The sequence below is a fragment of the Bacillus sp. FSL L8-0099 genome, from assembly GCF_038006385.1.
Taxonomy (GTDB): Bacteria; Bacillota; Bacilli; order Bacillales; family Bacillaceae_G; genus Bacillus_A; species Bacillus_A toyonensis.
On the sequence record NZ_JBBOVC010000001.1, the window covers coordinates 1,286,671 to 1,311,617 of the forward strand.

26 protein-coding genes are annotated in these 24,947 nt (G+C 35.0%); 18 read left to right on the forward strand and 8 right to left on the reverse strand.

All coding sequences use genetic code 11. From position 1 onward, the window contains the following. Nucleotides 1–259: 259 nt before the first annotated feature. From MHH42_RS06710 to MHH42_RS06770, 13 genes are all read left to right on the forward strand, one after another. Nucleotides 260–1,609 carry an APC family permease gene (locus MHH42_RS06710; protein WP_070172894.1) on the forward strand — a complete coding sequence of 450 codons (1,350 nt, stop codon included), beginning with the start codon at nucleotides 260–262 and terminating at the stop codon, nucleotides 1,607–1,609. Nucleotides 1,610–1,794: 185 nt separating this feature from the next. After that, nucleotides 1,795–3,069: a Glu/Leu/Phe/Val family dehydrogenase gene (locus tag MHH42_RS06715; protein WP_001122429.1), complete on the forward strand. Its 1,275-nt coding sequence runs from the start codon at nucleotides 1,795–1,797 to the stop codon at nucleotides 3,067–3,069. Nucleotides 3,070–3,086: 17 nt separating this feature from the next. Beyond that, nucleotides 3,087–3,377, forward strand: a complete 291-nt coding sequence (locus tag MHH42_RS06720; RefSeq protein WP_000762558.1) for an SAV0927 family protein — start codon at nucleotides 3,087–3,089, stop codon at nucleotides 3,375–3,377. Between the two features lie 27 nt (nucleotides 3,378–3,404). After that, nucleotides 3,405–3,653, forward strand: a complete 249-nt coding sequence (locus MHH42_RS06725; RefSeq protein WP_000291046.1) for a hypothetical protein — start codon at nucleotides 3,405–3,407, stop codon at nucleotides 3,651–3,653. Nucleotides 3,654–3,797: 144 nt separating this feature from the next. Next, a complete protein-coding gene (locus tag MHH42_RS06730) occupies nucleotides 3,798–5,927 on the forward strand; it encodes a sigma 54-interacting transcriptional regulator (RefSeq protein WP_070172895.1) in 2,130 nt (709 codons plus the stop codon). 290 nt (nucleotides 5,928–6,217) lie between these two features. After that, nucleotides 6,218–7,711 carry an aldehyde dehydrogenase family protein gene (locus tag MHH42_RS06735; protein ID WP_000886180.1) on the forward strand — a complete coding sequence of 498 codons (1,494 nt, stop codon included), beginning with the start codon at nucleotides 6,218–6,220 and terminating at the stop codon, nucleotides 7,709–7,711. Beyond that, on the forward strand, nucleotides 7,712–9,094 hold the full coding sequence (locus MHH42_RS06740) for a putrescine aminotransferase (RefSeq protein WP_000537092.1): 1,383 nt from the start codon (nucleotides 7,712–7,714) through the stop codon (nucleotides 9,092–9,094). 193 nt (nucleotides 9,095–9,287) lie between these two features. Then, on the forward strand, nucleotides 9,288–9,668 hold the full coding sequence (locus MHH42_RS06745; protein ID WP_000687520.1) for a GntR family transcriptional regulator: 381 nt from the start codon (nucleotides 9,288–9,290) through the stop codon (nucleotides 9,666–9,668). After that, complete coding sequence (locus tag MHH42_RS06750) at nucleotides 9,665–10,363, forward strand: ABC transporter ATP-binding protein (RefSeq protein WP_070172896.1); 699 nt, start codon at nucleotides 9,665–9,667, stop codon at nucleotides 10,361–10,363. Before MHH42_RS06745 ends, MHH42_RS06750 begins: the two co-directional genes overlap by 4 nt. Beyond that, nucleotides 10,360–11,151: an ABC transporter permease gene (locus MHH42_RS06755; protein ID WP_070172897.1), complete on the forward strand. Its 792-nt coding sequence runs from the start codon at nucleotides 10,360–10,362 to the stop codon at nucleotides 11,149–11,151. Before MHH42_RS06750 ends, MHH42_RS06755 begins: the two co-directional genes overlap by 4 nt. A 14-nt stretch (nucleotides 11,152–11,165) precedes the next feature. Further along, a complete protein-coding gene (locus MHH42_RS06760; protein ID WP_070172898.1) occupies nucleotides 11,166–12,068 on the forward strand; it encodes an ABC transporter ATP-binding protein in 903 nt (300 codons plus the stop codon). Then, nucleotides 12,068–12,844, forward strand: a complete 777-nt coding sequence (locus MHH42_RS06765) for an ABC transporter permease (RefSeq protein WP_000475420.1) — start codon at nucleotides 12,068–12,070, stop codon at nucleotides 12,842–12,844. Before MHH42_RS06760 ends, MHH42_RS06765 begins: the two co-directional genes overlap by 1 nt. Before the next feature lie 353 nt (nucleotides 12,845–13,197). Further along, nucleotides 13,198–14,211 carry a CPBP family intramembrane glutamic endopeptidase gene (locus tag MHH42_RS06770; protein ID WP_001198833.1) on the forward strand — a complete coding sequence of 338 codons (1,014 nt, stop codon included), beginning with the start codon at nucleotides 13,198–13,200 and terminating at the stop codon, nucleotides 14,209–14,211. A gap of 39 nt (nucleotides 14,212–14,250) precedes the next feature. Here the strand turns inward: MHH42_RS06770 and MHH42_RS06775 are convergent, their stop codons facing one another. Together MHH42_RS06775 and MHH42_RS06780 are read right to left on the reverse strand one after the other, a co-directional pair. Next, nucleotides 14,251–14,433, reverse strand: coding sequence for a DUF3913 family protein (locus tag MHH42_RS06775; protein WP_000707110.1), 183 nt, complete (start codon nucleotides 14,431–14,433; stop codon nucleotides 14,251–14,253). 253 nt (nucleotides 14,434–14,686) lie between these two features. After that, entirely contained in the window at nucleotides 14,687–15,139 is a 453-nt protein-coding gene (locus tag MHH42_RS06780) for an Lrp/AsnC family transcriptional regulator (RefSeq protein WP_001175506.1), read from the reverse strand. Between the two features lie 126 nt (nucleotides 15,140–15,265). On the opposite strand from MHH42_RS06780, the gene MHH42_RS06785 reads away from it, so the two are divergent. The 3 genes from MHH42_RS06785 to MHH42_RS06795 all read left to right on the forward strand — a co-directional run bounded on the left by MHH42_RS06785 (nucleotide 15,266) and on the right by MHH42_RS06795 (nucleotide 16,727). Next, nucleotides 15,266–15,676 carry a carboxymuconolactone decarboxylase family protein gene (locus tag MHH42_RS06785; RefSeq protein WP_000439731.1) on the forward strand — a complete coding sequence of 137 codons (411 nt, stop codon included), beginning with the start codon at nucleotides 15,266–15,268 and terminating at the stop codon, nucleotides 15,674–15,676. A gap of 10 nt (nucleotides 15,677–15,686) precedes the next feature. Further along, a complete protein-coding gene (locus MHH42_RS06790; protein WP_000609833.1) occupies nucleotides 15,687–16,241 on the forward strand; it encodes a cysteine hydrolase family protein in 555 nt (184 codons plus the stop codon). 87 nt (nucleotides 16,242–16,328) lie between these two features. Further along, nucleotides 16,329–16,727: an SseB family protein gene (locus tag MHH42_RS06795; RefSeq protein WP_070172899.1), complete on the forward strand. Its 399-nt coding sequence runs from the start codon at nucleotides 16,329–16,331 to the stop codon at nucleotides 16,725–16,727. A 32-nt stretch (nucleotides 16,728–16,759) separates the two neighbouring features. Here MHH42_RS06795 and MHH42_RS06800 read toward each other — a convergent pair whose 3' ends face one another. Continuing rightward, complete coding sequence (locus tag MHH42_RS06800; RefSeq protein WP_002038221.1) at nucleotides 16,760–17,674, reverse strand: S66 peptidase family protein; 915 nt, start codon at nucleotides 17,672–17,674, stop codon at nucleotides 16,760–16,762. 115 nt (nucleotides 17,675–17,789) lie between these two features. On the opposite strand from MHH42_RS06800, the gene MHH42_RS06805 reads away from it, so the two are divergent. Next, on the forward strand, nucleotides 17,790–18,884 hold the full coding sequence (locus tag MHH42_RS06805; protein ID WP_340893035.1) for an NAD(P)H-dependent flavin oxidoreductase: 1,095 nt from the start codon (nucleotides 17,790–17,792) through the stop codon (nucleotides 18,882–18,884). A gap of 17 nt (nucleotides 18,885–18,901) precedes the next feature. Here MHH42_RS06805 and dltD read toward each other — a convergent pair whose 3' ends face one another. The 5 genes from dltD to MHH42_RS06830 all read right to left on the reverse strand — a co-directional run bounded on the left by dltD (nucleotide 18,902) and on the right by MHH42_RS06830 (nucleotide 23,226). Beyond that, nucleotides 18,902–20,077, reverse strand: coding sequence for a D-alanyl-lipoteichoic acid biosynthesis protein DltD (gene dltD / locus MHH42_RS06810; protein WP_340893037.1), 1,176 nt, complete (start codon nucleotides 20,075–20,077; stop codon nucleotides 18,902–18,904). Next, a complete protein-coding gene (gene dltC, locus MHH42_RS06815; RefSeq protein ID WP_000807310.1) occupies nucleotides 20,074–20,313 on the reverse strand; it encodes a D-alanine--poly(phosphoribitol) ligase subunit DltC in 240 nt (79 codons plus the stop codon). Before dltC ends, dltD begins: the two co-directional genes overlap by 4 nt. 67 nt (nucleotides 20,314–20,380) lie before the next feature. Continuing rightward, nucleotides 20,381–21,556 (reverse strand): D-alanyl-lipoteichoic acid biosynthesis protein DltB, encoded by a 1,176-nt coding sequence (gene dltB, locus MHH42_RS06820; protein ID WP_000127935.1) that lies wholly within the window; start codon nucleotides 21,554–21,556, stop codon nucleotides 20,381–20,383. Further along, complete coding sequence (gene dltA, locus MHH42_RS06825; RefSeq protein ID WP_000770500.1) at nucleotides 21,553–23,067, reverse strand: D-alanine--poly(phosphoribitol) ligase subunit DltA; 1,515 nt, start codon at nucleotides 23,065–23,067, stop codon at nucleotides 21,553–21,555. The genes dltB and dltA overlap by 4 nt, the downstream gene beginning before the upstream one ends. 12 nt (nucleotides 23,068–23,079) lie before the next feature. Further along, nucleotides 23,080–23,226, reverse strand: a complete 147-nt coding sequence (locus MHH42_RS06830; protein ID WP_000440293.1) for a teichoic acid D-Ala incorporation-associated protein DltX — start codon at nucleotides 23,224–23,226, stop codon at nucleotides 23,080–23,082. Between the two features lie 341 nt (nucleotides 23,227–23,567). On the opposite strand from MHH42_RS06830, the gene MHH42_RS06835 reads away from it, so the two are divergent. Then, nucleotides 23,568–24,737, forward strand: a complete 1,170-nt coding sequence (locus MHH42_RS06835; protein WP_070172900.1) for a M20 metallopeptidase family protein — start codon at nucleotides 23,568–23,570, stop codon at nucleotides 24,735–24,737. Nucleotides 24,738–24,947: the final 210 nt, after the last annotated feature.

Sequence of the window (24,947 nt, forward strand, 5' to 3'; positions counted from 1 at the left end):
ATTTAGCAGTATGAGAGATTGAATAACTTATGTCAAAATGAATAAAAAATGAGAAGAAGTGAGGCCTCATTCCACTTATATGTTTTCTTTCGAATTGAATTTTTTAATTACATACATTTTGGCTCGAAAATTGCATGATATTTAAAAACAAAAGGGAATTGTAATAGTTGGTGTGATGTATACATCTATTTGAAAGCGTTTCCTTTTTGCTGTCAATTTTCAAATGAAAATGAGATAGAGAAAGTAGGGGGAATGATAGGTGGGAAAAGTAGTTGGTTTAAAACGTTCGTTAGGGCTTTGGTCAATTGTTATGCTAGGGGTCGGGTATATGACACCGATGGTTGGATTTGATACGTTTGGAATCGTTTCGGAAAAAACGGGTGGGCATGTTCCAGGAGCTTATTTGATTGCATTAGCAGGGATGTTGTTTACCGCTGCAAGCTACGGCAAAATGGTAAAGGTTTTTCCTACCGCAGGATCAGCTTATACGTATACACAGAAAACAATTAGTGCAAGACTTGGGTTTCTTGTTGGATGGTCCGCATTATTGGATTATTTATTTCTGCCGATGGTGAACGCACTATTAACGAGAATTTATTTGTCAGCATTTTTTCCAAGTGTTCCTAATTGGATATGGGTCATTGGTTTTATTCTACTGATTACACTTATAAATGTTATTAGCGTAAATGTTACTGCTAACTTCAATACGTTTTTAGTAATATTTCAAGTGCTAGTAATGGCCGTGTTTGTCTTTCTAGTTATAAAAGGTTTATTAGCGGGAGAGGGAACAGGAGAAGTTTTTTCCATTCAGCCGTTTTTTCAATCAGATATACAAATATCACCGTTAGTTGCAGGTGCAACAATTCTTTGTTTTTCATTTTTAGGTTTTGATGCAGTAACTACATTTTCGGAAGAGACACCAAACGCGAAGAAGACAATACCTCGAGCTATTTTTCTTACTGCTTTAATCGGTGGAGTTTTATTCATTACAACTACGTATTTTACACAATCTTTCTTTCCAGATACATCTGTATTTAAAGATAAAGAATCAGCGTCTCCAGAAATTGCGCTATATGTTGGTGGAAAACTATTTCAAGCTTTCTTTTTAGTAGGAACACTTATGGGGACACTTGCGTCTGGTTTAGCTTCTCATACAAGTGTGTCTAGATTATTGTACGTAATGGGGCGAGATAATGTCATTCCGAAGAAAATATTCGGATACATTCATCCTCACTGGCGAACGCCAGTATATAACATTATTATTGTAGGAGTTATTTCACTCTCTGCGATATTCATTGATTTAGAAACGGCAGCATCACTTATTAATTTTGGAGCGCTTATTGCATTTACATTTGTTAATTTATCTGTAATTTCCTACTATGTAATTAAGAAGAAAAGATATAAAACGATAAAAGACTGTTTAAATTTTTTAGTTATGCCTATTTTAGGTGCTGGTACTGTAGCAGTACTATGGTTTAATCTCAATGTTCATTCACTTATTCTCGGTATTTGCTGGGCTGCTATTGGAATGGGGTACCTTTTATATATTACAAATATGTTCCGCTTAGCTCCTCCGCAAATGCATTTTGAAGAAGTGCAGGAAATGTAAAAAGCAAAAGACATCGGATAAATCCCGATGTCTTTTGCTTTTTATATTTAATAATCATGCAGTATTGCATAAGTCATTCAAAGCGTCATAAGTAGGAGGGTGACACAATATGATTACCGTAGCATTACCACTTGGCACGATTATTGCTTTGTATAATTAGTAAAAATAAAAAGCGGGGTGTTATCGTGCCGATTCAGTCAGAAAAACATATAGGTGAGGTTGAAAATCCTTTAGAGGAATTTCAAGCTATATTAAAAGAGGCGCTTCATTTTTTACATTATCCAGACGAAGTATTTGAATTTCTGAAAAAACCAATGCGTTTTTTAGAAGTAAGTATTCCTGTTCGTATGGATGATGGAACAACAAAGGTATTTCAAGGGTATCGTGCTCAGCATAATGACGCAGCTGGGCCAACGAAAGGTGGTATTAGATTCCATCCAGATGTTACGGCAGAAGAAGTAAAAGCACTTGCTGGCTGGATGAGCTTGAAATGTGGAGTGACAGGACTGCCATATGGAGGCGCAAAGGGCGGGATTATTTGTAATCCACAGGAGATGAGTTTTAGAGAATTAGAGTTATTGAGTCGTGGGTATGTAAGGGCAGTAAGTCAAATTGTGGGACCGACGAAAGATATTCCGGCTCCTGATATGTACACAAATGCGCAAATTATGGCTTGGATGCTAGATGAATATGACCATATTAGGGAGTTTGACTCTCCAGGCTTTATAACCGGGAAGCCATTAATGCTAGGAGGATCACAAGGACGGGAGACAGCAACTTCTAAAGGTGTATTGTATACGCTTCAGTTAGTAAGTGAGTTAAAACAAATTCCACTACAAAATATGAGAGTTATTATTCAAGGATTTGGGAATGTTGGAGGGTATTTGGCGAAATATTTATATGATATTGGTGTGAAAGTAGTTGGGGTATCAGATGCTATAGGAGGAATTTATAATCCAGACGGCTTAGATGTTCCTTATTTATTAGAAAACAGAGATTCTTTCGGTGTAGTATCGAATCTTTTTAGTAAAACAATTTCTAATCAGGAGTTGTTAGAAAAAGAATGTGATGTACTCATTCCAGCGGCAATTGGGGGAGTCATTACGAAACATAATGCAGGAAAGCTTGGATGTAAGATTATCATTGAGGCTGCAAATGGTCCAACAACAAAAGAGGCGATAACGATGTTAGAAGAAAAGGGAATTTTGGTTATTCCAGATATTTTAGCAAACTCGGGTGGTGTTATTGTTTCTTATTTTGAATGGTGTCAAAATAATCAAGGATATTATTGGACAGAGCAATATGTTGATCAATGTTTAAAGGAGAAAATTACATCTAGTTTTTCTAACGTACTTGACACTTCAAAACACTTTGGAGTAAATATGAAAATTGCTGCTTATATTGAAGGAGTTCGTAAGATTGTAGAAGCATCGCGCCTAAGAGGTTGGTTGCATTTTTAACCTAAAGGAGGGCTCAAATGAAACTGGATATTTTATTAGAAGAAGTGGAGAGACAACCAATCGGTTATTATTGTGTTTTGTCGAAAAGTCATCGTTACGATATAGCTGTTACGTATTCACAACAGTTTCTTGGAAAAGCAATGGTTACCTCTATTCAAAATGGGAGAATGATTTTATTAAGTCAAGAAGATATTGTAGAGGAACAATATTGGGCACCGAGGTTAGGAATTGAGATTGAAGACATAGAAGAGTTTCAAAGCTTTTTTTATATGATTCTTCAGTCACAAAGGTTAGAAGAGCAATATTAATAGAATAAAAGAAGGGGATGATTGATTATGTACTATGATATTATTACGAGTCCATGCTATGGAACAATTGAAAAAGTTTCTATTGTTAAGGATTCTCGAGTTTATGAATGGGAGCCATTATTTTCGATTAAAGATATGAATGGTAAACTGGAAGTAATTAAGATGGGATGTAGCGGAGAAGTTCACTCTTTAGAAGTAGAGGCAGGAGATAAAGTAATTCCAGGTATGGTATTAGCTTATATTCAAGAAGACCTTTTCGTTAGTGGTAGTGATTAATGATAGAACAATGAGGAAGATGGAGGTGCTCATCTTCCTTTTTTTATTAAGTAAAGGAAAGAATGTTTTGTTTTCAGATTAATTAAAAAAATCTGCATTTAATGATACAATACAAATTAAGTAGCCCAAAGGAGGAATAGCAGAATGTTTTCCATTGCTCGTAATAAAATTAGACCTATTGTTTCTCTACCTATCGATCAATCCGAAAAGGAATGGAATATAGACGTTGAAAATATAAAAGAACCTTTTCTATTTTTAAAAAGGGGAGAGAAATTATTTGCATACGTTCATGTCAAGGATCTGCTATCAAACAGTAAGGACTTACATTCCAAGGCATTGCTTGCAAATGCAGTTTCGCTAGATACAATATGTTATCTTAGTAAAAATATTTCTTTAACAGCTCTGTTTCAAATTATTGGAGCGCCGATTGCGATAGTGAAAAATGAAATGGATGAGTTAATAGGATATATAAGAAGAGAAGATGTTTTTGCAGAACTATTTAAACAAGAAAATCAGAGTGTTGATATATTAAAAATTATTTTAACGTCTATTCCAATGGGGATTTTTGTAGTGGATCGTGAAAAGAAAATTGTAAATTGCAATGAATCTGGTTTGAAGATGATTAAATCTACACCTGAAAGAGTAATGAATGTACCAGCAGAACAAATTTTTAACGAAGGACATATTAATAACGTATTTGCAACGGGAAAGACAATTTTGAATCAATTACAAATCACAAATGAGATGGGTGTATTAGTTGACTACAGTCCCATTCCAAACTTTGATGGAAATATTGAAGGAATGGTTATTATCGTACAAGATTTGCCGATGGTTGAGGACATGGCAATGGAAATTGAATATATAAAGGATTTAAACAAAGATTTGCATGCAATTTTGTCTAGTATTTATGATGAAATATTAGTTGTTAATCATAAAGGGGAATTAATTCGTTACAGTGAAACCGTTATTAATGATTTTTGGGGGAGTAATTTGAGGGATCTTTTAGGTAAAAACCTTTTAGACTTAGAACAGAAAGGGTTATTTAGTCCATCTGTTACGCGATTAGTATTGGAGCAACAAAAAAAGGTATCAGTTGTACAAGAAACAAAAAGTGGAAGAAAAATATTGGCAGTTGGAAATCCTGTATTTGATGAAAACGGAGAGCTTCATCGTATTATTATTGCTTCAAGAGATATTACAGAAGCTACGAGATTAAAGACGGAATTACATGAAATAAAGAGAATATCAGAGCAATATAAGAAGGAATTAGATGATTTTAAAAATAAAGATCGTTTTCTTAAGAAACTTATTTACTGTAGTCCGAAAATGGAGCAAATTATAAACCAAGCTAAAAAAATAGCAGATTTCTCTTCCAATGTTCTTATTTCCGGAGAATCGGGCGTCGGGAAGGAAGTAATTGCTCAAGCAATTCATCAACTTGGAAAGCGATCTGCAAAGCCATTTTTAAAATTAAATTGTGGTGCAATTCCAGAAACTTTGTTAGAAAGTGAACTATTTGGTTATACGAAAGGTGCTTTTACAGGAGCAGATAAAAATGGAAAAGAAGGATATTTCAAGCGAGCTGATCAAGGTATTTTATTTTTAGATGAAATTGGAGAAATGCCTCTACATTTGCAGGTGAAATTGCTTAGGGTCCTGCAGGAACAAGAAATAATTCCTATTGGAAGTACAATACCTACGAAAATAAATGTACAAATTATTGCCGCTACAAATAAAAGTCTGGAAAAGATGGTAGAGGCAGGAACGTTCCGTGAAGATTTATTTTATCGCTTAAATGTAATTCCATTGCAAGTGCCTCCTCTACGAGAACGAATGGAAGATGTCCCAGTACTCGCTTTTCATTTTTTACAACAGTTAAATGAAAAATATAATAAAAACTATCATTTAACTCCGGATGCACTTAACTTACTAGAGTTTTATTCATGGCCAGGAAATGTACGTGAATTACAAAATATGATTGAACGTTTAGTAGTATCAGCAGACGATCCAGTAATTGAAGCTGAGTTTGTTAGTAAGTTTTTAACCCCCGGTTATGACTTTAAAAAATCAAAACCAGTTATTACGAGAGTATTACCGTTACAAGAAGCACTACATTCTGTAGAAGAACAATTGATTTTACTTGCAATGAAGCAGTATAAAACAACGACTAAGGCAGCAAAAGCTCTTGGCATTAGCCAATCTTCAGTGAGTCGAAAATATCAAAGGATTGTCAGTGAAAAAGGAATGCCAACTGATATAATCTCGTATTCCTAAAAAAGGAGAAGGTCACATAGACCTCTCCTTTTTTGTTAGTTTAGCGAGTTTTCCACTATTCGTGGGTGGCAAGTACTATCATCTCACATTTCAGCAAAATGAAAGATGGTAATGGTACTGATATACGTTTTGTTTTATGCAAAATGGAATAGTGTATGCAACAACGCATATTTCTTTTTTATTACACGTAAGAATATAGTTAGTTTTTATAGGATTCCTTTGTGTTTTAAATGTTGGCATGAAACTTGCTTATAAATATATAAACGATCAATAAAGGAGGATTCAATATAGTGCTAGATTTAAAAATGTATGTAAACGGTGAATGGAGAGAGTCTAGTAATCAAGAAAAAAGAACAATAATTAACCCTGCGAATGGCAAGGGTATAGCATATGCACCTGAGGGAACAATTGAGGATACAAAATACGCGATCGAAGTGGCAAGAGCGACTTTCGATAGTGGAATTTGGTCAGAAACATCCACTGCTGAAAGGGCGTCATATTTATTTAAAATAGCAGATGAAATTGATAAAAATATGGAAGAGTTAGTGTATCTTGAAACAATGGATAATGGAAAAACATACCGTGAGGCAGAAGGAGATATTGGAGATGCAGCGGCTTGTTTTCGCTATTATGCTGGATTGATTACAAAGCCAGATGGGCAAACATATCATGTAGCCGATCCAATGCAAGCAATGGTTGTAAGAGAGCCAGTTGGTGTTTGTGGATTAATTGTTCCATGGAATTATCCGCTATTGATGAGTGTATGGAAAATTGCACCTGCTTTAGCAGCTGGAAATACAATTGTGTTTAAACCTTCTGAAGTGACACCAATTACTGCGACAAAGCTATTTGAAATCCTTGAAAAAGTAGGGCTACCAAAAGGTGTTGCTAATATGGTAATGGGGGCCGGCCCAATAGTAGGAAATGAAATTGCAGCGAGTAGTAAGGTGGATATGATTTCCTTTACAGGTGGAACAAAAACAGGTAAGCACATTATGAGAACGGCAGCAGATAATATGAAAAAGATTTCGCTAGAACTTGGAGGCAAATCACCGAATATTATTTTTGCAGATGCAGATTTTGAAACAGCTATTGATTATGCACTATTTGGTATTTATGCAGGTAGCGGACAAGTATGTTCAGCAGGATCGAGAATCCTTGTTGAAGAAAGCGTTTACGATAAATTTATTAATAGTTTTGTGGAGCGAGCGCAGCAAATTAACGTTGGGCCTGGTGATAATCCTGAATCAGAAATGGGACCACTTGTAAGTCAAGAACATATGGAAAAAGTATTACGCTACATTGAAATTGGGAAAGACGAAGGCGCAGACATTGCTTGTGGAGGTAAGCGAATACTGACAGATGGAAAAGGTGAGGGTTTCTTTATTGAACCAACGGTCTTTGTCAATGTAAAACCCGATATGCGCATTGTACAGGAAGAAATTTTCGGTCCTGTTGTAGTAATTCAAAAGTTTAAAAATGAACAAGAAGCAATTGAGTTAGCAAATGGTACAGATTATGGCTTAGCTGGAGGGGTATTTACAGTTGATGGTGCGAAAGCAATGCGTGTAATTCGCAAGCTTCGCGCAGGAATTACGTGGATTAACAGCTATCATCCAACATACAATGAGGCACCTTGGGGTGGATATAAGCAAAGTGGTATAGGTCGTAGTCTAGGAACGTTTGGTTTAGAGGAATTTCAAGAAATTAAGCAGATTAATATAAATCTAGAAGTAGAACCTATTGGTTGGTTTGCAAATAAAAAGAATATAGGAGTGAAATAAATGGGAACGAACGTGGAAAATAAATTGAATGAACAAGATGTAAAAGGTTCAAATGTAAATGAGTATATTACGAAAGTACTACAGTTAATTGAAAAAGAAAAAGTTTCTGAAGAAGAAGCAAACTGGATTCAAAAAGAAACAGTAGATGGATTTAGAGAGCATGTGAATCCTGGTTTTCTAGCATATAGAAAAACAGTAACAAAGGATGGACAATTTGCGGCAGTAGAATGGTCTGATGAAGGATCTTGTTTTATGGATATTAATGGTAAAAAATATATTGACTGTTTAGGTGGATTCGGAATTTACAATGTTGGTCACCGTAATCCGAAAGTAGTAAAAGCTGTGACAGATCAACTAAAGCGTCAAGCATTACACAGTCAAGATTTACTAGATCCACTTCGAGCGATTCTTGCAAAGATTTTAGCGGATATTACACCTGGTGATTTGAAATATGCCTTCTTCACAAATAGTGGAACTGAAAGTGTAGAGGCAGCATTAAAACTAGCAAAAATGTATAGTGAACGAACAACTTTCATTTCTACAACTCGTGCTTTCCATGGTAAGAGCCTTGGTGCTTTATCTGGGACGGCAAAAGGAATGTTCCGCAAGCCATTTTTACCATTAATTCCGGGTTTCCGTCATGTCCCATTTGGCGATATTGATATGATGAGAAAAACATTTGAGACATGCGCATTAGTGGGAGAAGATGTTGCAGCAGTTATTTTAGAACCAATTCAAGGAGAGGGCGGTATTATTTTACCTCCAGAAAATTATTTGAAACAAGTACGAGAGCTTTGTGATGAGTTTGGATCACTCCTTATTTTCGATGAAGTACAAACTGGAATGGGACGTACAGGGAAAATGTTTGCAGCGGAATTATATGATGTTGTGCCGGATATTATTTGTCTGGCGAAGGCATTTGGTGGAGGCGTCATGCCAGCAGGAGCTATCGTTGCGAAAGAGAAAGTATTCCAAAGTTGGTTTGAAAATCCATTTATGCATACAACAACATTTGGAGGGAATCCGCTGGCATGTGCGGCTGCAATTGCAACAATCCATGTATTATTGGAAGAGAAATTACCAGAACGTGCTGCTGAAGTTGGGGCGTATTTCTTAAATGGATTGAAACAAGCAGCAGAAGGGCACGAGGATAAAATCTTTGAAATTCGTGGTCAAGGTTTAATGATTGGTATTGAATTCCATAAAGACGAGATTGGTTACGAAGTGTCAAAGGCAATGTTTGATCAAGGTATTCTCGTTGCTGGAACGTTAATTAACTCAAAAACAATTCGTATCGAACCATCTCTTACAATTAGTTATGAAGAGGTAGATACAGTTATTAATACGTTTAAATCTGTACTAGCGCAAGTAAAAGGAAAGTAATTTTTGTGTAAAATTATATACGGATTCAAACTAGTAAAACTATCATATTGTTTACTGTACTAGTTTTGATTGCAAGGAGGCAGTGTAACGAAAGTTGCACTGCCTTTTTATTACATTTTATTTGTAAGTATTTACATATACTCTGTCTTAGTGTACTATTTAACTAGTACACTAAGACAGAAGGAGGGAAGAAATGAAAATAGAATTTTCTCCAAATACACCCATTTACATTCAGGTAATGGAATACATAAAAAAAGAAATTGTAGTTGGGCATTTATCGCCTGGTGATAAAATTCCCTCTGTACGTGAATTAGCGAGTGAATTACAAGTAAATCCAAATACAATTCAACGAACATTTCAAGAATTGGAACGTGATGGTGTTGTTGTAACGCGTAGAGGAATGGGACGATATGTAACGAATGAAGGGGAGAAAATTATGGAGCTGCGCAAAGATATGGCGAAAGAATTACTTCATTCTTTTATAGATGGAATGGATAACTTAGGTTTTTCAGAAGACGAAATCCTTTCAATTCTTCGTTCTTCCTTACATGAGAAGAGGGAGGAGAGCGAATGACAGAACTATTAAAAATAGAAAACTTATGGAAGAGATACGGGTTAAAAGCAGTGATTCGTGAATTGAACATAGAGATTACGGAAGGGAAAATTATAGGGCTTGTTGGAGATAATGGGAGCGGGAAAACGACGTTATTAAAAATGATTGCAGGTTTGCAGCACCCTTCTGAAGGTAGCATTACAATTAACGGTAAAAAAGTTGGGTTAGAGACGAAAGAAATTGTTTCATTTATGCCAGATAAGCCGATATTTGAAGATTGGATGACTGTAAAAGATGCTTTATTTTTCTATCGGGATTTTTATAAAGAATTTGATATTCAAAAAGCGGTAGATACGATAGTTGAATTTAAAATACCGCTAGAAGAAAGAATTACAGCATTATCAAAAGGAATGATTGAGAAGCTGCAAATTATATTAACATTTTCACGAAAAGCTAAGTTGTATGTTTTAGACGAACCACTTGGTGGTATAGATCTTGTTTCTAGGAAACATGTATTGGAACTTATCCTTAAATTTTATAGAGAAGATTGTACGATGCTTATCTCAACTCATTTAATAGAAGAAATCGAGAATATATTTGATGAAGTGATTTTTTTGAAAGATGGAGAAATGATTTTGTATGAAAATGTAGAAGAACTACGATTTCAAAGAGGTAAAGCGGTACATGAGCTGTTTAAGGAGGCCTATGAGAAATGAGTCAGCTTTTTCGATATTTGTTTAATTGTAATAAGAAGAAAATAGCAATTATTTATTTTGGTTTTATAACTATTTCATTAATTCTTTTCTTTAATATGAAGGGGATTTCCGGAGTAAGAATCTCAGGTAGGCAGGATATTATCATAATAATATTCTTAATTGTACTTAGTATATCTGGATTTTCGCTTCTGTTAACAGGCATATCATCTTTTCGAAAAATGCTGAAGAGCTCTATGCTTCGCTACACGGCTGTTTCATCTCAAAAGTATATATGTGCAAATGTTTTATTTTTTACATTACTATTCACTATTTTGTTTGTAATAGGGATTATTTTTCTGCACTATTTTTCTTTGAATATTTATGAAAGAAAAACGGATTTAGGGGTTAGGGAAGTATTTTGTAATTTGTATAATTATGGAATGTTATATCATGTGTTATCCGCTTTTTTATGGGGAGTAGATTTTGTTAATCTATTAGTTTCTATTTATTTCATTATAGTACTTACGAAACTCTTCAATGTGAAGTCATCTCTGAATAAGATAGTCTTCTTTATCTTATTTCTTATGTTTGGTGCATTTAATTGGTTTGTATCGGATGTTTTAGAACAAATAGGAAAATATGGTCTCATCATAAAAAATGTTGGATTCATAGATAAGAATGGTTTTTTTGATACATCATTTTATCCTGGAGAAGGATTAACAGTTTTTAACCTATGTTTTAATAGCTTATTAATATTTATATTAATAGTCGTTACAGGTCGCATAATCGACAAAAAACTAGAAGTCTAAAGGAGGAATCGGCATTGGGAAATGTAGTAGTAAAATTAGAAAATGTTCGAAAAAAGATTGGTAGAACAGAAATTATTCGAGGTTTATCATTTGAGGTGCGAGAAGGGGAAGTGTACGGATTCCTTGGACCGAACGGTAGTGGTAAGACGACGACAATTCGTATGATGACAGGTCTTATTTCTATGACGGAAGGCGATATTACAATTTGTGGCCATAGCATTCGCACGGAACGTGAAAAGGCGTTAGAGCAAATTGGAGCGATTGTAGAAAATCCGGAACTATATGATTATATGACTGGTATGCAAAACTTAAAGCATTTTGCGAACATGGCAATTACACCTATTAATAAAGAGCGCATCGCTGAAATTGTAAAGCTTGTTGAATTAGAGCATGCAATTCATAAAAAGGTAAAAACATACTCACTTGGTATGAAACAACGTTTAGGAATTGCGCAGGCGTTACTTCATCAGCCGAAAATATTAATTTTAGATGAACCGACAAATGGATTAGATCCAGCTGGTATTCGCCAAATTCGTGATTATTTACAACTACTAGCGAAAGAAGAGAATATCGCGGTAATCGTATCGAGTCACTTATTAAGTGAAATTGAATTAATGTGTGATCGCGTCGTAATTATTAAACAAGGTGAGTTTGTACAAGAGTACAACTTACATGAACAAGCGAAACATGATGAGACAGTAGTAGTAGCGTTTGAAGTAGATGAAGTTCAGAAAGCGAATGAAATTATTAAAGGTAAAGCACAGGAGAATGTAATTGTGGCATCTGTAACAAAAGAGAGAATTCCACAGTTTGTAAAAAAACTTGTGCATGCTGATGTGCTTGTATATGGTGTTACCGTTCAAAATAAAACGTTAGAGGATGAATTCTTAGCGATTACTGGGGGAGTGAAAGCGTAATGTTTAAATTAATTCAAAATGAATTTTTAAAGTTACATGCGAAAAAAGGTATGTATATTTTAATCGGTGTCATTGCGGCACTCGAAATTTTAGGGAATTTAGCAATGATGAAGTGGGGAAAAGGTGATGAGTTTAAGGGGTCGTATTTAGATTATGCAAACTCAGAGATTGGTTTAATCGTTTTATTCGCTACAATTTTTGGGATCACACTTGCAGCCCGTACTCTTACTGATGAGTTCCAAAAAGGTACAATTAAACAATTGTTAATTCGTCCAAGAAAACGACTTACAGTTTTATTTTCTAAATATATTACTGTGTTATTAGCGATGCTATTTATCATATTTGCTGGTATGTTCATTGCAACGATTATTGGTGGTATTGTAATGGATGGTAGTAAAACAGATTTAACGTTAGGAATTGTTTTAAAAACGATGTTATATCAGCTTGTATCACCATTTTTCTTTGCAACACTTGCCTTTTTCTTAGCAAATGTATTTAGAAAATCCGTATTGCCATTAATTATTACGTTGTTCTTATATTTCTTGCAAGGAGCAATTACTATTGCACTAATGATGTTTGCAAAAGGTGTAGCGAAGTTTGTAGTATTCTTCCATTTAGATTTAAGAGCTTACGACAGTAATAAATTGGTAAGCGGTGGAATGGAGCCACCATTTGCAGAATTTACGTTTACAACTTCATTATTACTTTTAGCTGCATATTTTGCTGTATTACTTGTAGCATCAAGTGCATTATTCCAAAAACGTGACGTATTATAATAAAAGAAATCCCCGTTTGTAAAAACGGGGATTTTTATTACATAGTTTTTTACATTTCTAGTATTCTGTATTGTTAATTTGAGATGCTGTTAGCGATAGAATACCGGATCTTCTCCAGCTATTTAAGTACAGCAAATGTAAGTTGTAACGAAGTTGAAGAACTGTGATATGGTATATCCAATAAATTCGTTATTATATATGTTAAGAGATACGTTGCTCGAAAGAATTTGAGAAAAATAGGAAGATTTTCAACTATATTCATATTATAATATAGTTATCCTGCTATTTGTAGGAGAAGGGTTCCCTATAACTGATTAAAGTTTTACTTTAACAATCTTTGGAGGTGTGCAATATTGCAATATGCATTTTCACGTATAAGACTACGTAGCTTTTTTGGATGGATGATGATAGGGTTGTTTCTTACGATGATTCCATTAGGTTTATCAAATGTTTCTGATAGCACGTTAGAGGTTATTTCACAAATAACTGTATTTTTTGTATTTCCGTTATTTTGGTTGTACGTAAAAGCGAATAAAAATAATGTTGTTTTTAAAAGTTTCTTTGATAAGCCAGGACGTTTACCGTGGGGACTCATTTTATTAGCAACGATAATGGGAATGATTTTTTCAGTCGGTATATCTCATATTCAATTTTACATATTAGCACATACGTTACCGAATTTCTTAGTTACCATGTTAGAAGATGGAACTGTTATTAATACGAGTAACATATATATGACGATATTTACTTTCATTTCAGCATGTGTATTAGCACCTATTATGGAAGAGATTATTTTTAGGGGATTCTTTTTACAGCGAATGGCTTATAAATGGGGAATTAAAAAAGCTGTAATTATATCTTCACTTATTTTTGGTTTAGGTCACTTTGATGTTATTGGTGCTTTCATGTTTGGTGTTGTTATGTGCCTTTTATACATAAAAACGAAAAATATATGGACGAATATTGCTGTGCATGCTCTTAATAATTTAATTGCGACAAGTATGCAATTTGTCGGTGGAGAAGAAGATACTGCAATCTCAATTCCTGAATTACAAGCACAAAGTAATTTATGGATTGGTATCGGTCTTACAGTTGTTGGGTTACTTTGGTTAATTCCTTATGTTTGGAAACAATGGCGTACAGTAAAAGAAGTGGGTGTGCCACCAGTGCGCTTCATAAATGAAGAAAAGGTAGTGAATGCATCACAAGAAAATGAATTGTATAGTCAAGTGATCGTAACAGATAGATTGATGGCTGTAGAACTACCAGATGAAGCGGTAAATAAGCTTCGGTTAGAAGAAAATGATTATGTAACAGTTTCTGTAGAAGAAGATAAAATCGTTATAAAAAAAGCACATGATAGATAATTAAAAAACATCTCTCCTGTATAAAAGGAGAGATGTTTTTTAATTCGTAATAATTTCTACACGAAAATTATTACCGTTCTTTACATATTTAATATCTGTAACAGTGCGGACAGTTTTTAAAAGCTCCACTTTTTCACCAATTCGAGGGATCGTCGGAACATTGTCCCAAATACCAAGCAAGTCATCTAATTGTGCTGTTTTTTCATAAAACCAGATTTTCAATGTAAAGCCCCTTTCTCGAACTTTATGTATTTTAATACATAATATATTATTTTTATTCTTTTTGTAAGGGGTTTTTAGATTTTTTGTGAATAAAGTGAAACTTTAATGAGTTGGAGTTTTATTCATCCTCACCGATTATTAACCTTCACCAATTGGGCGTTTACGGGTAGCCAGACTCCCTATTAACTTTTTGGCTGCAACTGAATTTTGAGGTGGGAGTTTTACTGCCAACAAATAGCGTGATAAAAATAAATTAATTTTCTGGGAAGATATGCTCAATGTCTGGAGTAAGAGATACTTCTGATAATACGATATGAGAAACTGTCGTTGCATATGAAGAAACATCATTGATAAATTCTTCAAGTTCAACGAGTGAAGGAACAGAAATTTTTACAATGTAGCATAAGCTTCCTGTTACTCGGTAACAAAAACTTGCAGATGGATAAGATTGGATAAACTGTTGCATACGTGTTGTATCACCATTTTTTAAAGTGATTTCTAAAATACAATCTAAAACAAGTCCTGCTTTTTTATAATCAATATCGATTGTGTATTTTTGAATAATTCCTTCACTTTCAAGTTTACGAACACGTTCTGTAGTAGACGGAGCGGATAAGTTTACTCGCTTTGCTAATTCGCGCATGGAAAGGCGACTATCATTATATAATTCATTTAAAATCTTTCGATCAACACGGTCTAGTTGCATTTGTAAATATACCTCCAGCAAAATGATAATTTTTGTAAAGAAAAAATATGAATTAAGATTCATATGAAATGTAAAGTGAACTTCATTTATTTTACAATAAAATAGAAGGAAATAGGAGGGGAAATGATGGAGAGAATTTCATTATCAAATGTAGGAGATACAAAGTTTCAAAAGTTATTAGGCCATAATCCAGATATATTACATTCGTGGAGTACGTTAGAGGATACACTGTACAATAAAGGAACACTTTCAGCAGAGTTGAAGGAGCAAGTGAGAAGAACATTAGCGTATGGGAATGAATGTCCGTATTGCATGGCAAAGGGAAGACCTGATGATGTGCAAAAGGCAGAGGAGATTAGTGTAGCCGTTACTTTTGCGCATACATTTGTTCATGATCGAAAGGCGATAGATGATAATATGTTTCATGTATTAAAACAATATTGGACGGAAAAAGAAATTGTAGAACTTTGTGCTTATATTTGTTTTATTACTGCGTCGCAGCAATTTGGTTTTGTATTTCAACTACAACCAAATTAAGGAGAAAATGATGATTAATCAAATAGCACTTATCATAATTGATGTACAAAAGGCGTTTCAATTACCATACTGGGGGGAGCGAAATAATCTTTTTGCTGAAGAAAATATGAAAAGTTTATTAGAAGAATGGAGAAGAAGGAAGCGACCAGTTTTTCATATTCAACATGTAAATAAAGAAAATGTTCAGTCGATGTTTTATCAACAAGCAGAAACAGTAAACTTTAAAGAAGAAGTGAAACCACTGCGAGATGAAATAATTATCCAGAAATCCGTTAATAGCGCGTTCATTGGGACAAATTTAGAAGAACAATTAAGAGAGAAAAAATGTAATACGGTAGTGATTGTAGGATTAACAACAAATCATTGTGTGGAGACTACAACACGGATGGCAGGTAATTTAGGATTTACAACGTATTTAGTGAGCGATGCGACGGCTACATTCAATCGGAAAGGTCTGGACGGGGCAGAGTATAGTGCAGAGGACATTCACAATATGACACTTGTAAACTTACATGATGAATTTGCTAAAATCGTTACGACTGAAGATATCTTAAAATTATTTTAAGAAAATAATTACGGAATTATGTAGAAAAAAATAAGAATATTTCGTATAATCTAAGTGTAATCATTTTGAAAATAGGGGTGGCATCATATGGAGCAAATTTCAGTAAAGAAAATAGAAAAAGTACTCGTTGTAGCAGGTGAGGATAAACAAAAGCAAAAGGAATTTTATGAATTGCTCTTATCAACGGAGTTTTATGTTGCTGGTTCACTTGAAGCAGAAGACGGGGCAACGGAAGGAACACTTCGTTTGCGTCATTTCCAAGGAGAGGGTAGATGGATCGTTCCGTTCTTTACACAATTGAAATTTGTAAAAGATGTGTTGCCAGAAGGTACACCCCTTATTACGATACGTGGAAAAGAATTATTTGGTGGCATTGAGAAGGATGCAACAGCTGTATTAAATGTTGGTACTGATATAAGTAAAACATTTATTCCGGAAGAAATTGCAGATATCGCATCTGGACGAATTTTTAATTATTATAAGTAAAAGGAAAAGCTTAATCGCTTTTCCTTTTTAATTTAAACATGGAGTGCTACGCCTGAAGAAATAGAGAGTGTTTTATTATTTGTATTTATTGTTGCTGTAGCTCCAAGGGGAATACCGATATTTGGATTTATATGTCCAATCGGTAAACCGAATAGGACAGGTATATCATATGGCATGAAATATTCATATAATATTGTTTGCAATGATTGAGATGGTTTAGAAGGGGTGCAATCATGACAACTTGAAAAAATAACGCCATTGCATTCATTAAACTTTCCAGATAAAAGTAGTTGATTTAACATACGATCGATGCGGTACGGTTCTTCCCCGATATCTTCAAGCAATAAAAGTGTATTGGCTGTACTTATTTCATAGGGTGAACCAATTACACTCGTTAAAACAGCTAAATTCCCTCCAACTAATGTACCGGTAGCTGTACAGGCTGAGCTAGGTACGATACATTCTGATGCAGATAAGATAGAAGAATACGGGTGGAAGAGCTGATTGAAAGAAGATAAAGAGAGAGAATCTATACCTTTGCCTACTTCTTCAATCATCGGACCATGAAACGTAACAAGCTTTGCATAACGTGAAAAAGCAGTATGTAAAGCTGTAATATCGCTGTATCCCCAAAAAATTTTTGGATTTTGTTGAATGATTTCATATTGAATGTGAGGGAGAAGACGAGCGCTTCCGTAACCACCTCGTGCACAGAAAATTGCTTTTACTTCATTATTTGTAAAGGCTTCATGTATATCATCAAGACGAACTTGGTCACTTCCAGCTAAATACCCATACTTTTCATAAATACTCTTCCCAATTATTACGGATAATCCCATCTCTTGTAATACATTTACACCTTTTAATACACTTTCAATTGTAGGTGGACCAGACGGTGCAATAATCATTACTGTATCACCATGTTTTAACGCATTTGGATAAATCATTGTTTTCAGCCTCCTTCTCTTTCAATATATTCGCTTCATATGAAGTTCAACCCTTGTAAAAGAAGGGGAAAGCTTGTCAAATAAAGAAGATATAAGGGGGATAGGAGGGGAAATGATGTTCACAAGTCGAGTAATAGACATATTGCAAATTAAGTATCCCATCATTCAAGCAGGTATGGCGGGTGCCATTACAACGCCAGAACTTGTTGCAGCTGTAAGTAATAGCGGAGGATTAGGAACGCTTGGAGCAGGCTATATGAGCCCAGAACAAATTCGTAAAGCGATTTATAAAATAAGGGAACTAACAAATAAGCCTTTCGGTGTTAATTTACTGTTAACGAAAGAGGTGCAGATAGAAAAAGAGAAGATAAATGAGGCGAAAGTCTTACTTAATGGAGTGAATAGAGAGTTAGGTATTGAGGAAGAGGATGTAGTAAATCTTCCAAAAAGTTATAAAGAACAATTACAAGTGTTAGTAGAAGAAAAGGTACCGGTCGTTAGCTTTGCATTCCAAACGTTAGAACAAGAAGAAATAGATGAATTAAAAAGAAGAGGAATAAAAGTCATCGGAACAGCGACTCATGTAGCAGAAGCGAGAGCACTTGCCGAGCTAGGAGTAGATATTATCGCCGGGCAAGGTAGCGAAGCAGGAGGTCATAGAGGAACGTTTATCGGGAAAGAACAAGATGCAATGATTGGTACGTTTGCGTTAATTCCGCAGTTAGTAGCGGCAGTTCCGCATATCCCAATTGTTGCAGCAGGTGGTGTAATGAACGGACAAGGGCTTGTTGCGGCATTTGCGTTAGGGGCAGAAGCTGTTCAAATGGGATCAGCTTTTTTAACGAGTGAAGAAAGTATTACACATGACGTATATAAAGAGGCTGTATTAAAAAGTACAGATACGAGCACAATTGTAACTCGTGCGTTTTCCGGGAAATATGCACGGGGTATTCGTAATGAATTTATAGAGAGACACGAAGGAAAAGAAGAAGGGCTTCCGATGTATCCAGTGCAAAACGTATTAACTTCTAAAATACGCCAAGAAGCAGCGACGCAAAACAAGGGAGAATATATGTCACTTTGGGCGGGACAAGCATCGGCATTAGCAAGAATTGAGCCAGCTCAGCACGTAGTGGAGCGGGTCGTGAAAGAAGCAGAGGATGTAATAGAACAATTACAAAATGTATATAGAAAAAGACCCCTTGAATAATTCAAGCGGTCTTTTCATTAGTTTGCTTTATAAAATTGTTGGATGGCCTCGTCGATGTAAACCCAGCCTTTCCAACCTAAGTGCATATGATCTTTTAAGAAGTATTTATCATATTCATGGTTTGAGAAGTCGGCAATTGGATAACCAGCTTTCTCAATTTGCTCATGAACTTTCTTATAGTACGCTTCGCGGCGTTCTTTCGGGAATCCAGCGTAATCGTACCAAGGACCTTTTACAGGAACAGAAATAAAGAGTGGTTTTGCACCAGATTGTTTTAATAAATCAAGTACAAGTTGTAAGTCTTCATACTCTGGTGATTGGTCATAAGCATCATTTTTTAAGTAGCCTTCACGCTGCTTTAATTTCTTCTTAATTTTGCTATTGAAGTAATCGTCTTCAATACCGTATTCATTAGACCCTGATTCTGCTGCACCTGTTTGATCCGCATGTTTACGAGCTTCATCCCAGTTCATTTGTTTTAATGAAGGGTCAAGTTTTTCTTTATGCGGTTTAATATCAAACATTGCTGTAAATAAATCTTTACGATCTAAAATGTTACGATACACATAAGCGAAAGGTTTAGCAGCAAGTGCTTTTACTTTATGCTTTGTATCATCATAAGCGATACCTTCAAGCAAAACTTTAAGTAAAGTTTCTTTCTTAACGATCTCAAAGTTTAATAAACGCTTTGCAATTTGTTTTTTCATTTCAGGCTTTAAGTCATCATTGAAAAGGAAATGATAGCCTTGTTGTTTTGAAAAGTTAGGTGCAAAGTGTGTTTCATCAATACCTTGTGGCACAAACCATTGCGGAGAAAGAACGAATACCATTTTCTTGTCTTTCAATTGATCCATTGTAGATGCAAAGTTTAATACGTGTACAAGGTCTTGTGTTCCGCCGCGTCCAAGAAGGAATGGTGTGAACCCTTCAGGCTTTACTTTGAAATAATTTGATGGATGGAAAGCATCCATACGTGCGAATTCCGATGAACCGTACATCGGAAGATATTTCGGATCTGCTAACATCTTTTGCTGTAAAATCATACTTTGAATCTTTTCTTCTTTCAAAGAAGTTGCAGCTTGTTCTACTTTTTCATCACTTAAAAGTGGAAGTAGGAAGCGCGTCGGAATAAGTAAGAATACAGCAAAAAGGGCCAATGCTAAAAGCATCGGACCAAATTTTGCTTTGTTCATCGGATTTCTTCCAACTTCTTAATAACCATGTTTGGTGTAGCCCACTCGTCACGGTCAAAATCAGAAATAGAAACTTCAATATCTAAACGCTCTTGGAATTCAACTAATAAAGATACTACAGCGAAAGAATCAAGAATACCTTCTTCAAATAATTGAACATCTAAGTTTTCTTTCACAATATCGTTCTCACATACTTCTTCTAAAATATCTAATACTTGCTCTTTGAATTCTGCCATTTTTAAAATCTCCTTTATATCCGAATATATTATATGTGCAACTTCTTAATAGAATAAGAAGGGTGCATTAAAAGTATCTGTTAAGGTGTCCAGAGAAAATAAGGAAACCGAAACATACAACGTGGAACGTAATTACAATCGCAAGGACGTGTGTAAATTTATTGTTTGGCCAAAACTTATGCTTCTTGTTTTTTCGTTCGAAAATATCGAATAGAATAAACAGTGCGGCATGATATAGACCATAAATAACATACTGCGCAACAGCGCTTCCTTGGATGTGCCAAATTCCCATAATGAAGAAGTTTAAAAATGCACCGATATACGAAATAGTGTAACGGTTCTTAATTAACTTTTTCTTCGTTGCAAAAAAGACGAAACGCATGTAAATAAAGTCACGGAACCAGAATGATAAACTCATGTGCCAGCGGTTCCAGAAGTCTTTAATGTTACGACTAATAAACGGCTTATTAAAGTTTTCTGGCGTTTTAATTCCCATCATATAACTTACACCAATTACAAATGAGCTATAACCAGCAAAGTCGAAGAATAAATATAAGCTATAGCTATACATGTAAATCATATTTGAAAGGATTGTATCTTGTTGAGCAAATGCTGGATCCATAAAGTATTGCTTTACTAAGTAAGCAATAATAAATTTATACAAGAAACCTTGGAAAATACGGTTTAACCCTGTATATAGTAAATTTTGATATTCTTCTGCACTAGGTGGTTTTTGAATATCTTTTTGGAATCTTCGGTAACGATCGATAGGTCCTGTTGAAATCGCAGGGAAGAATAGAACGAATTCCCAGAAGTTAAAGAAAGAAAGTTCTTTAATTAAACCATCACGAACTTCAAATACCATTTGAACTGCTCTAAATGTTACGTAAGATATACCTAGAAAAACAACAAGTTTTAACTCAGGTAAAAACGATGCAAACGGTGCGATTTTTGCCAAAATAAGAGGCAAAATCGATAAAATAACAGCTATACAAAACGTGAATGTACTATTATTTTGTTTTCTTAAAATTAAATAGCCTTTAATAAGGACATATTGCCAAATAATAAATGCGGCTAACATCATTGCTTGCTTCGGTTTATCCGAGAAGATAATAGCAATCATGACTAATGTTAAAACGGCATTATATTTACGCAACATTTTACCTTTTAATCCAGCTATGATAGTAGGTATTAATAAAATGCCCACTATAGCGAAAAAATAAAATGATCCATATGCGGTCATGCTGTAACCTCACTCAATAATTTTTTGCGATCTACCTTTCCATTTGGTGTCATTGGAATAGAAGATTGATACATGAATTTACGTGGAATCATGTAGTTTGGTAATCGCTCATTGAGTTCTTTTTTAATTGCAGATGTTAATTTGAATTCTTTTTCAAACGAATGTTCTCCAGGAACAACAACCGCTAATAAATAATCGTATTTCTCACCTTTTTTAATCGGAACAATAACTGCTCCTTCTACGTAAGAACACGCACGAAGATGATGCTCAATTTCTTCTAATTCCATTCGATAACCATGAAGCTTAATTTGGAAATCAAGACGACCATTATAGAATAGAAGACCATTTTCTACATAGCCAGCATCGCCTGTTTTATAGGCGCGCTCACCGTCAATCATAGTAAATGCTTTTTCTGTTAATTCAGGGCTTCCTAAATATCCAACGCTTACACTTGGACCGACAATTACGATTTCACCTTTTTCACCATCAGGTGCAATTGTACCATCTTCTTTCATAATAAGAAGGCGACAGTCTGATTTACAGTAGCCAACTGGAAGTGATTTGTATTGATCAAGCACTTCTTCTGTAACGTGAATACCTGTTACAGCAACAGTAGCTTCTGTTGGACCGTACGTATTCATAATCGTTGCTTTCGGGAAACGCTCAATTAGTTTTCTAGCCACTTCATTTGGTAACACTTCACCGCAGAATAAGAATGTTTTCATGTTTGGTAGCATACTCTCAGAGAAAGATGCTTCCATTAAACACATTTCAGCGAAAGATGGTGTTGAAGTCCATACTTGAGTATCCGATTGCTCTAAAGAAGCAAACAAGTCTTTTGGACGTGCAATCATATCTTTATCGATTGCCCAAAGTGTACCGCCTGTTACTAATGATGGGTAAATATCCATTACAGATAAATCGAATGAGAAAGGTGCTTGGTTTAAGAATACTTGCCCTGTTTGTAAGTTGAAATCTTCTACAGCCCATTTTGTAAAGCTAACAAGGCAGTTATAAGTAATCTGAACCCCTTTCGGATTACCTGTACTTCCTGATGTGTAAATAATGTAGAAGTTCTCATCACCTTTTACCGCATGTTCAGGATTTGGAATGTTCCCTTTATGAGTAAAGAAAATATCTTTTAAGTTGTCTTCACTTACGATGCGAACTGGTAAATCAGTTACAGTTACTTCTGCAGCTGATAAAAGTAATTTCGCACCAGAATTTTCAGCGATACGTTGTACGCGATCAGCTGGGATAGATAAATCTACAGGAATGTAAGCATGTCCAGCTTTTACACACCCTAAAAAGTTTATAATCATTTCAGGTTGCATATGGCCATACACCATAATTGGTGAACGATCATCTGGATATTCAGAAGAAATCCAATGTGCTAACGCATCAGAATCTTCCTTTAATTGTTTGTACGTAATTTTCGCATCTCGCCAAACAAAAGCGGTTTGATCAGGCGTTTCTGCAGCCCACTTTTCAATTTGTTCTAATAACTTCATAACGTTCCCACCCTAGAATTCATTGTAAATAAATGTACTTGTGTTTGTATCATGGAATCCATACAACCAAAGTAATGCAAATAAAATTGCAAGATAATAAACCGTCTTTGCAACCCATTGTGTGAGTGGTCGAGACCATATCTCTTTTAATCTTTCCATGTCTTTCCCTCTCTTAATGAAATAATAGCTCTTTGTAGGTATCATGTCCTACATTATTGTGAAAAAAACAAAATTCCACATTTTAGGTAAAAATAAGACAAAAGGCTCTTTTCTGATATTAGCACTAAATACTAAAAAAGAAAATCCCTAACTTAGCAATTATATTACATTCGGCATGAATTTGTAATGGGTTTGACATGTAAATAGAAGGTGGATTGTATGAATACATAAAAGTGGATTGTGAGAAGGCGTGAAAAATATAATATTTGTTTTTTCATGCAATCAACAAAGGCTGAGTAAACTTTAAATTTCTAGCTCTTTTTTAAAAGGAGGAAATTATCATGAATAGAGTGTGGAAGAGTCTTATTTCAGAAGAAAATATTATGAAATGGAGACGGCATTTTCATAAGTATCCGGAATTATCGTTTCATGAAAAAAAAACTTCGCAATTTATATATGATACGTTATGTTCATTTTCTTCTTTTGAAGTAACAAGGCCAACGAAATACAGTGTATTAGCAATTAAAAGGGGTGTGGAACAAGGTAAAGTAGTTGCGATTCGAGCTGATATTGATGCTTTACCAATTCAAGAGGAGACAAGTAAATCTTATACATCTGTTCATAAAGGAAGGATGCATGCGTGTGGGCATGATGCACATGCGGCTATTTTGTTAAGTACAGCAGAGGCGCTGTCAAATATGAAGGAAGAATTTGTAGGGGAAATTCGTCTATTCTTTCAGCATGCAGAAGAGGTATATCCTGGTGGTGCTAGGGAAATGGTTGAGGCGGGTGTGATGGACGGTGTTGATTATGTAATAGGTTTACATGTTATGTCTGGATTGGAAAGCGGGAAGATAGGAATTGTATATGGGCCGATGATGGCAGCGCCAGACGTATTTACAGTTGAAATTCACGGTAAAGGAGGGCATGCAGCGCGGCCAGAAGAAACGATAGACCCTATTGCTATTGGAGCGCAGATTATTACAAATTTACAACATATCGTATCAAGAAATACAAGTGCTTTTATGCAGAGGGTAGTTTCAGTTACGCAATTTCATGGGGGAAAGGCTGACAATATTATTCCCAATACGGCAACTTTAATGGGAACTGTGCGTTCTTTTAATCAAACGTTAAGATTGGAAGCAGAAGAGAAAATTGAACAAATCGTGAAAGGAATTACAAAAGCACATGGAGGGGATTACACATATACGTATCGTTACGGATATGATCCTGTTATTAATAATGAATATATTACAAAAGTGGTAGAAGAAAGCGCACTACATTTGTTCGGGAATGAGCGTGTTGTGAAGCTTGAACCTTCTATGGGGGGAGAAGATTTTTCAGCATATTTAAGAAAAGCACCGGGTTGCTTCATTAAATTGGGGACGAGGAATCAAGAGGATAATACTTGTTATCCGCACCATCATCCAAAATTTGATGTAGATGAATCAGCTTTAATTTATGGAGTGGAATTATTTTTAGAGGCGGCCATAAGACTACTAAAATCATAGGTGCATATAAAAAAAGGCAACTGCGCTCTATCGCAGTTGCTTTTATTTCTTTCCGTCAGAGAGGGCTGAGAAAGAACTATGCTCATTTATAGTATATGAATAGCTAACGGACAAGCTTGTACATTTTAATCATTTTTTTAAAAATAGTCATTGACTTTGATAATCAATTTCAATTAATCTAATGTTACAGTTGAAATTGATAATTATTAT

Excerpts from the sequence above, each read along its gene's own strand:
- MHH42_RS06720 (WP_000762558.1), top strand. The coding sequence starts at position 3,087 with ATGAAACTGGATATTTTATTAGAAGAAGTGGAGAGACAACCAATCGGT.
- MHH42_RS06725 (WP_000291046.1), top strand. The coding sequence starts at position 3,405 with ATGTACTATGATATTATTACGAGTCCATGCTATGGAACAATTGAAAAA.
- MHH42_RS06730 (WP_070172895.1), top strand. The coding sequence starts at position 3,798 with ATGTTTTCCATTGCTCGTAATAAAATTAGACCTATTGTTTCTCTACCT.
- MHH42_RS06740 (WP_000537092.1), top strand. The coding sequence starts at position 7,712 with ATGGGAACGAACGTGGAAAATAAATTGAATGAACAAGATGTAAAAGGT.
- MHH42_RS06745 (WP_000687520.1), top strand. The coding sequence starts at position 9,288 with ATGAAAATAGAATTTTCTCCAAATACACCCATTTACATTCAGGTAATG.
- MHH42_RS06750 (WP_070172896.1), top strand. The coding sequence starts at position 9,665 with ATGACAGAACTATTAAAAATAGAAAACTTATGGAAGAGATACGGGTTA.
- MHH42_RS06755 (WP_070172897.1), top strand. The coding sequence starts at position 10,360 with ATGAGTCAGCTTTTTCGATATTTGTTTAATTGTAATAAGAAGAAAATA.
- MHH42_RS06765 (WP_000475420.1), top strand. The coding sequence starts at position 12,068 with ATGTTTAAATTAATTCAAAATGAATTTTTAAAGTTACATGCGAAAAAA.
- MHH42_RS06780 (WP_001175506.1), bottom strand. The coding sequence starts at position 15,139 with ATGCAACTAGACCGTGTTGATCGAAAGATTTTAAATGAATTATATAAT.
- MHH42_RS06785 (WP_000439731.1), top strand. The coding sequence starts at position 15,266 with ATGGAGAGAATTTCATTATCAAATGTAGGAGATACAAAGTTTCAAAAG.
- MHH42_RS06790 (WP_000609833.1), top strand. The coding sequence starts at position 15,687 with ATGATTAATCAAATAGCACTTATCATAATTGATGTACAAAAGGCGTTT.
- MHH42_RS06795 (WP_070172899.1), top strand. The coding sequence starts at position 16,329 with ATGGAGCAAATTTCAGTAAAGAAAATAGAAAAAGTACTCGTTGTAGCA.
- MHH42_RS06800 (WP_002038221.1), bottom strand. The coding sequence starts at position 17,674 with ATGATTTATCCAAATGCGTTAAAACATGGTGATACAGTAATGATTATT.
- MHH42_RS06805 (WP_340893035.1), top strand. The coding sequence starts at position 17,790 with ATGTTCACAAGTCGAGTAATAGACATATTGCAAATTAAGTATCCCATC.
- dltD (WP_340893037.1), bottom strand. The coding sequence starts at position 20,077 with ATGAACAAAGCAAAATTTGGTCCGATGCTTTTAGCATTGGCCCTTTTT.
- dltC (WP_000807310.1), bottom strand. The coding sequence starts at position 20,313 with ATGGCAGAATTCAAAGAGCAAGTATTAGATATTTTAGAAGAAGTATGT.
- dltB (WP_000127935.1), bottom strand. The coding sequence starts at position 21,556 with ATGACCGCATATGGATCATTTTATTTTTTCGCTATAGTGGGCATTTTA.
- dltA (WP_000770500.1), bottom strand. The coding sequence starts at position 23,067 with ATGAAGTTATTAGAACAAATTGAAAAGTGGGCTGCAGAAACGCCTGAT.
- MHH42_RS06830 (WP_000440293.1), bottom strand. The coding sequence starts at position 23,226 with ATGGAAAGATTAAAAGAGATATGGTCTCGACCACTCACACAATGGGTT.
- MHH42_RS06835 (WP_070172900.1), top strand. The coding sequence starts at position 23,568 with ATGAATAGAGTGTGGAAGAGTCTTATTTCAGAAGAAAATATTATGAAA.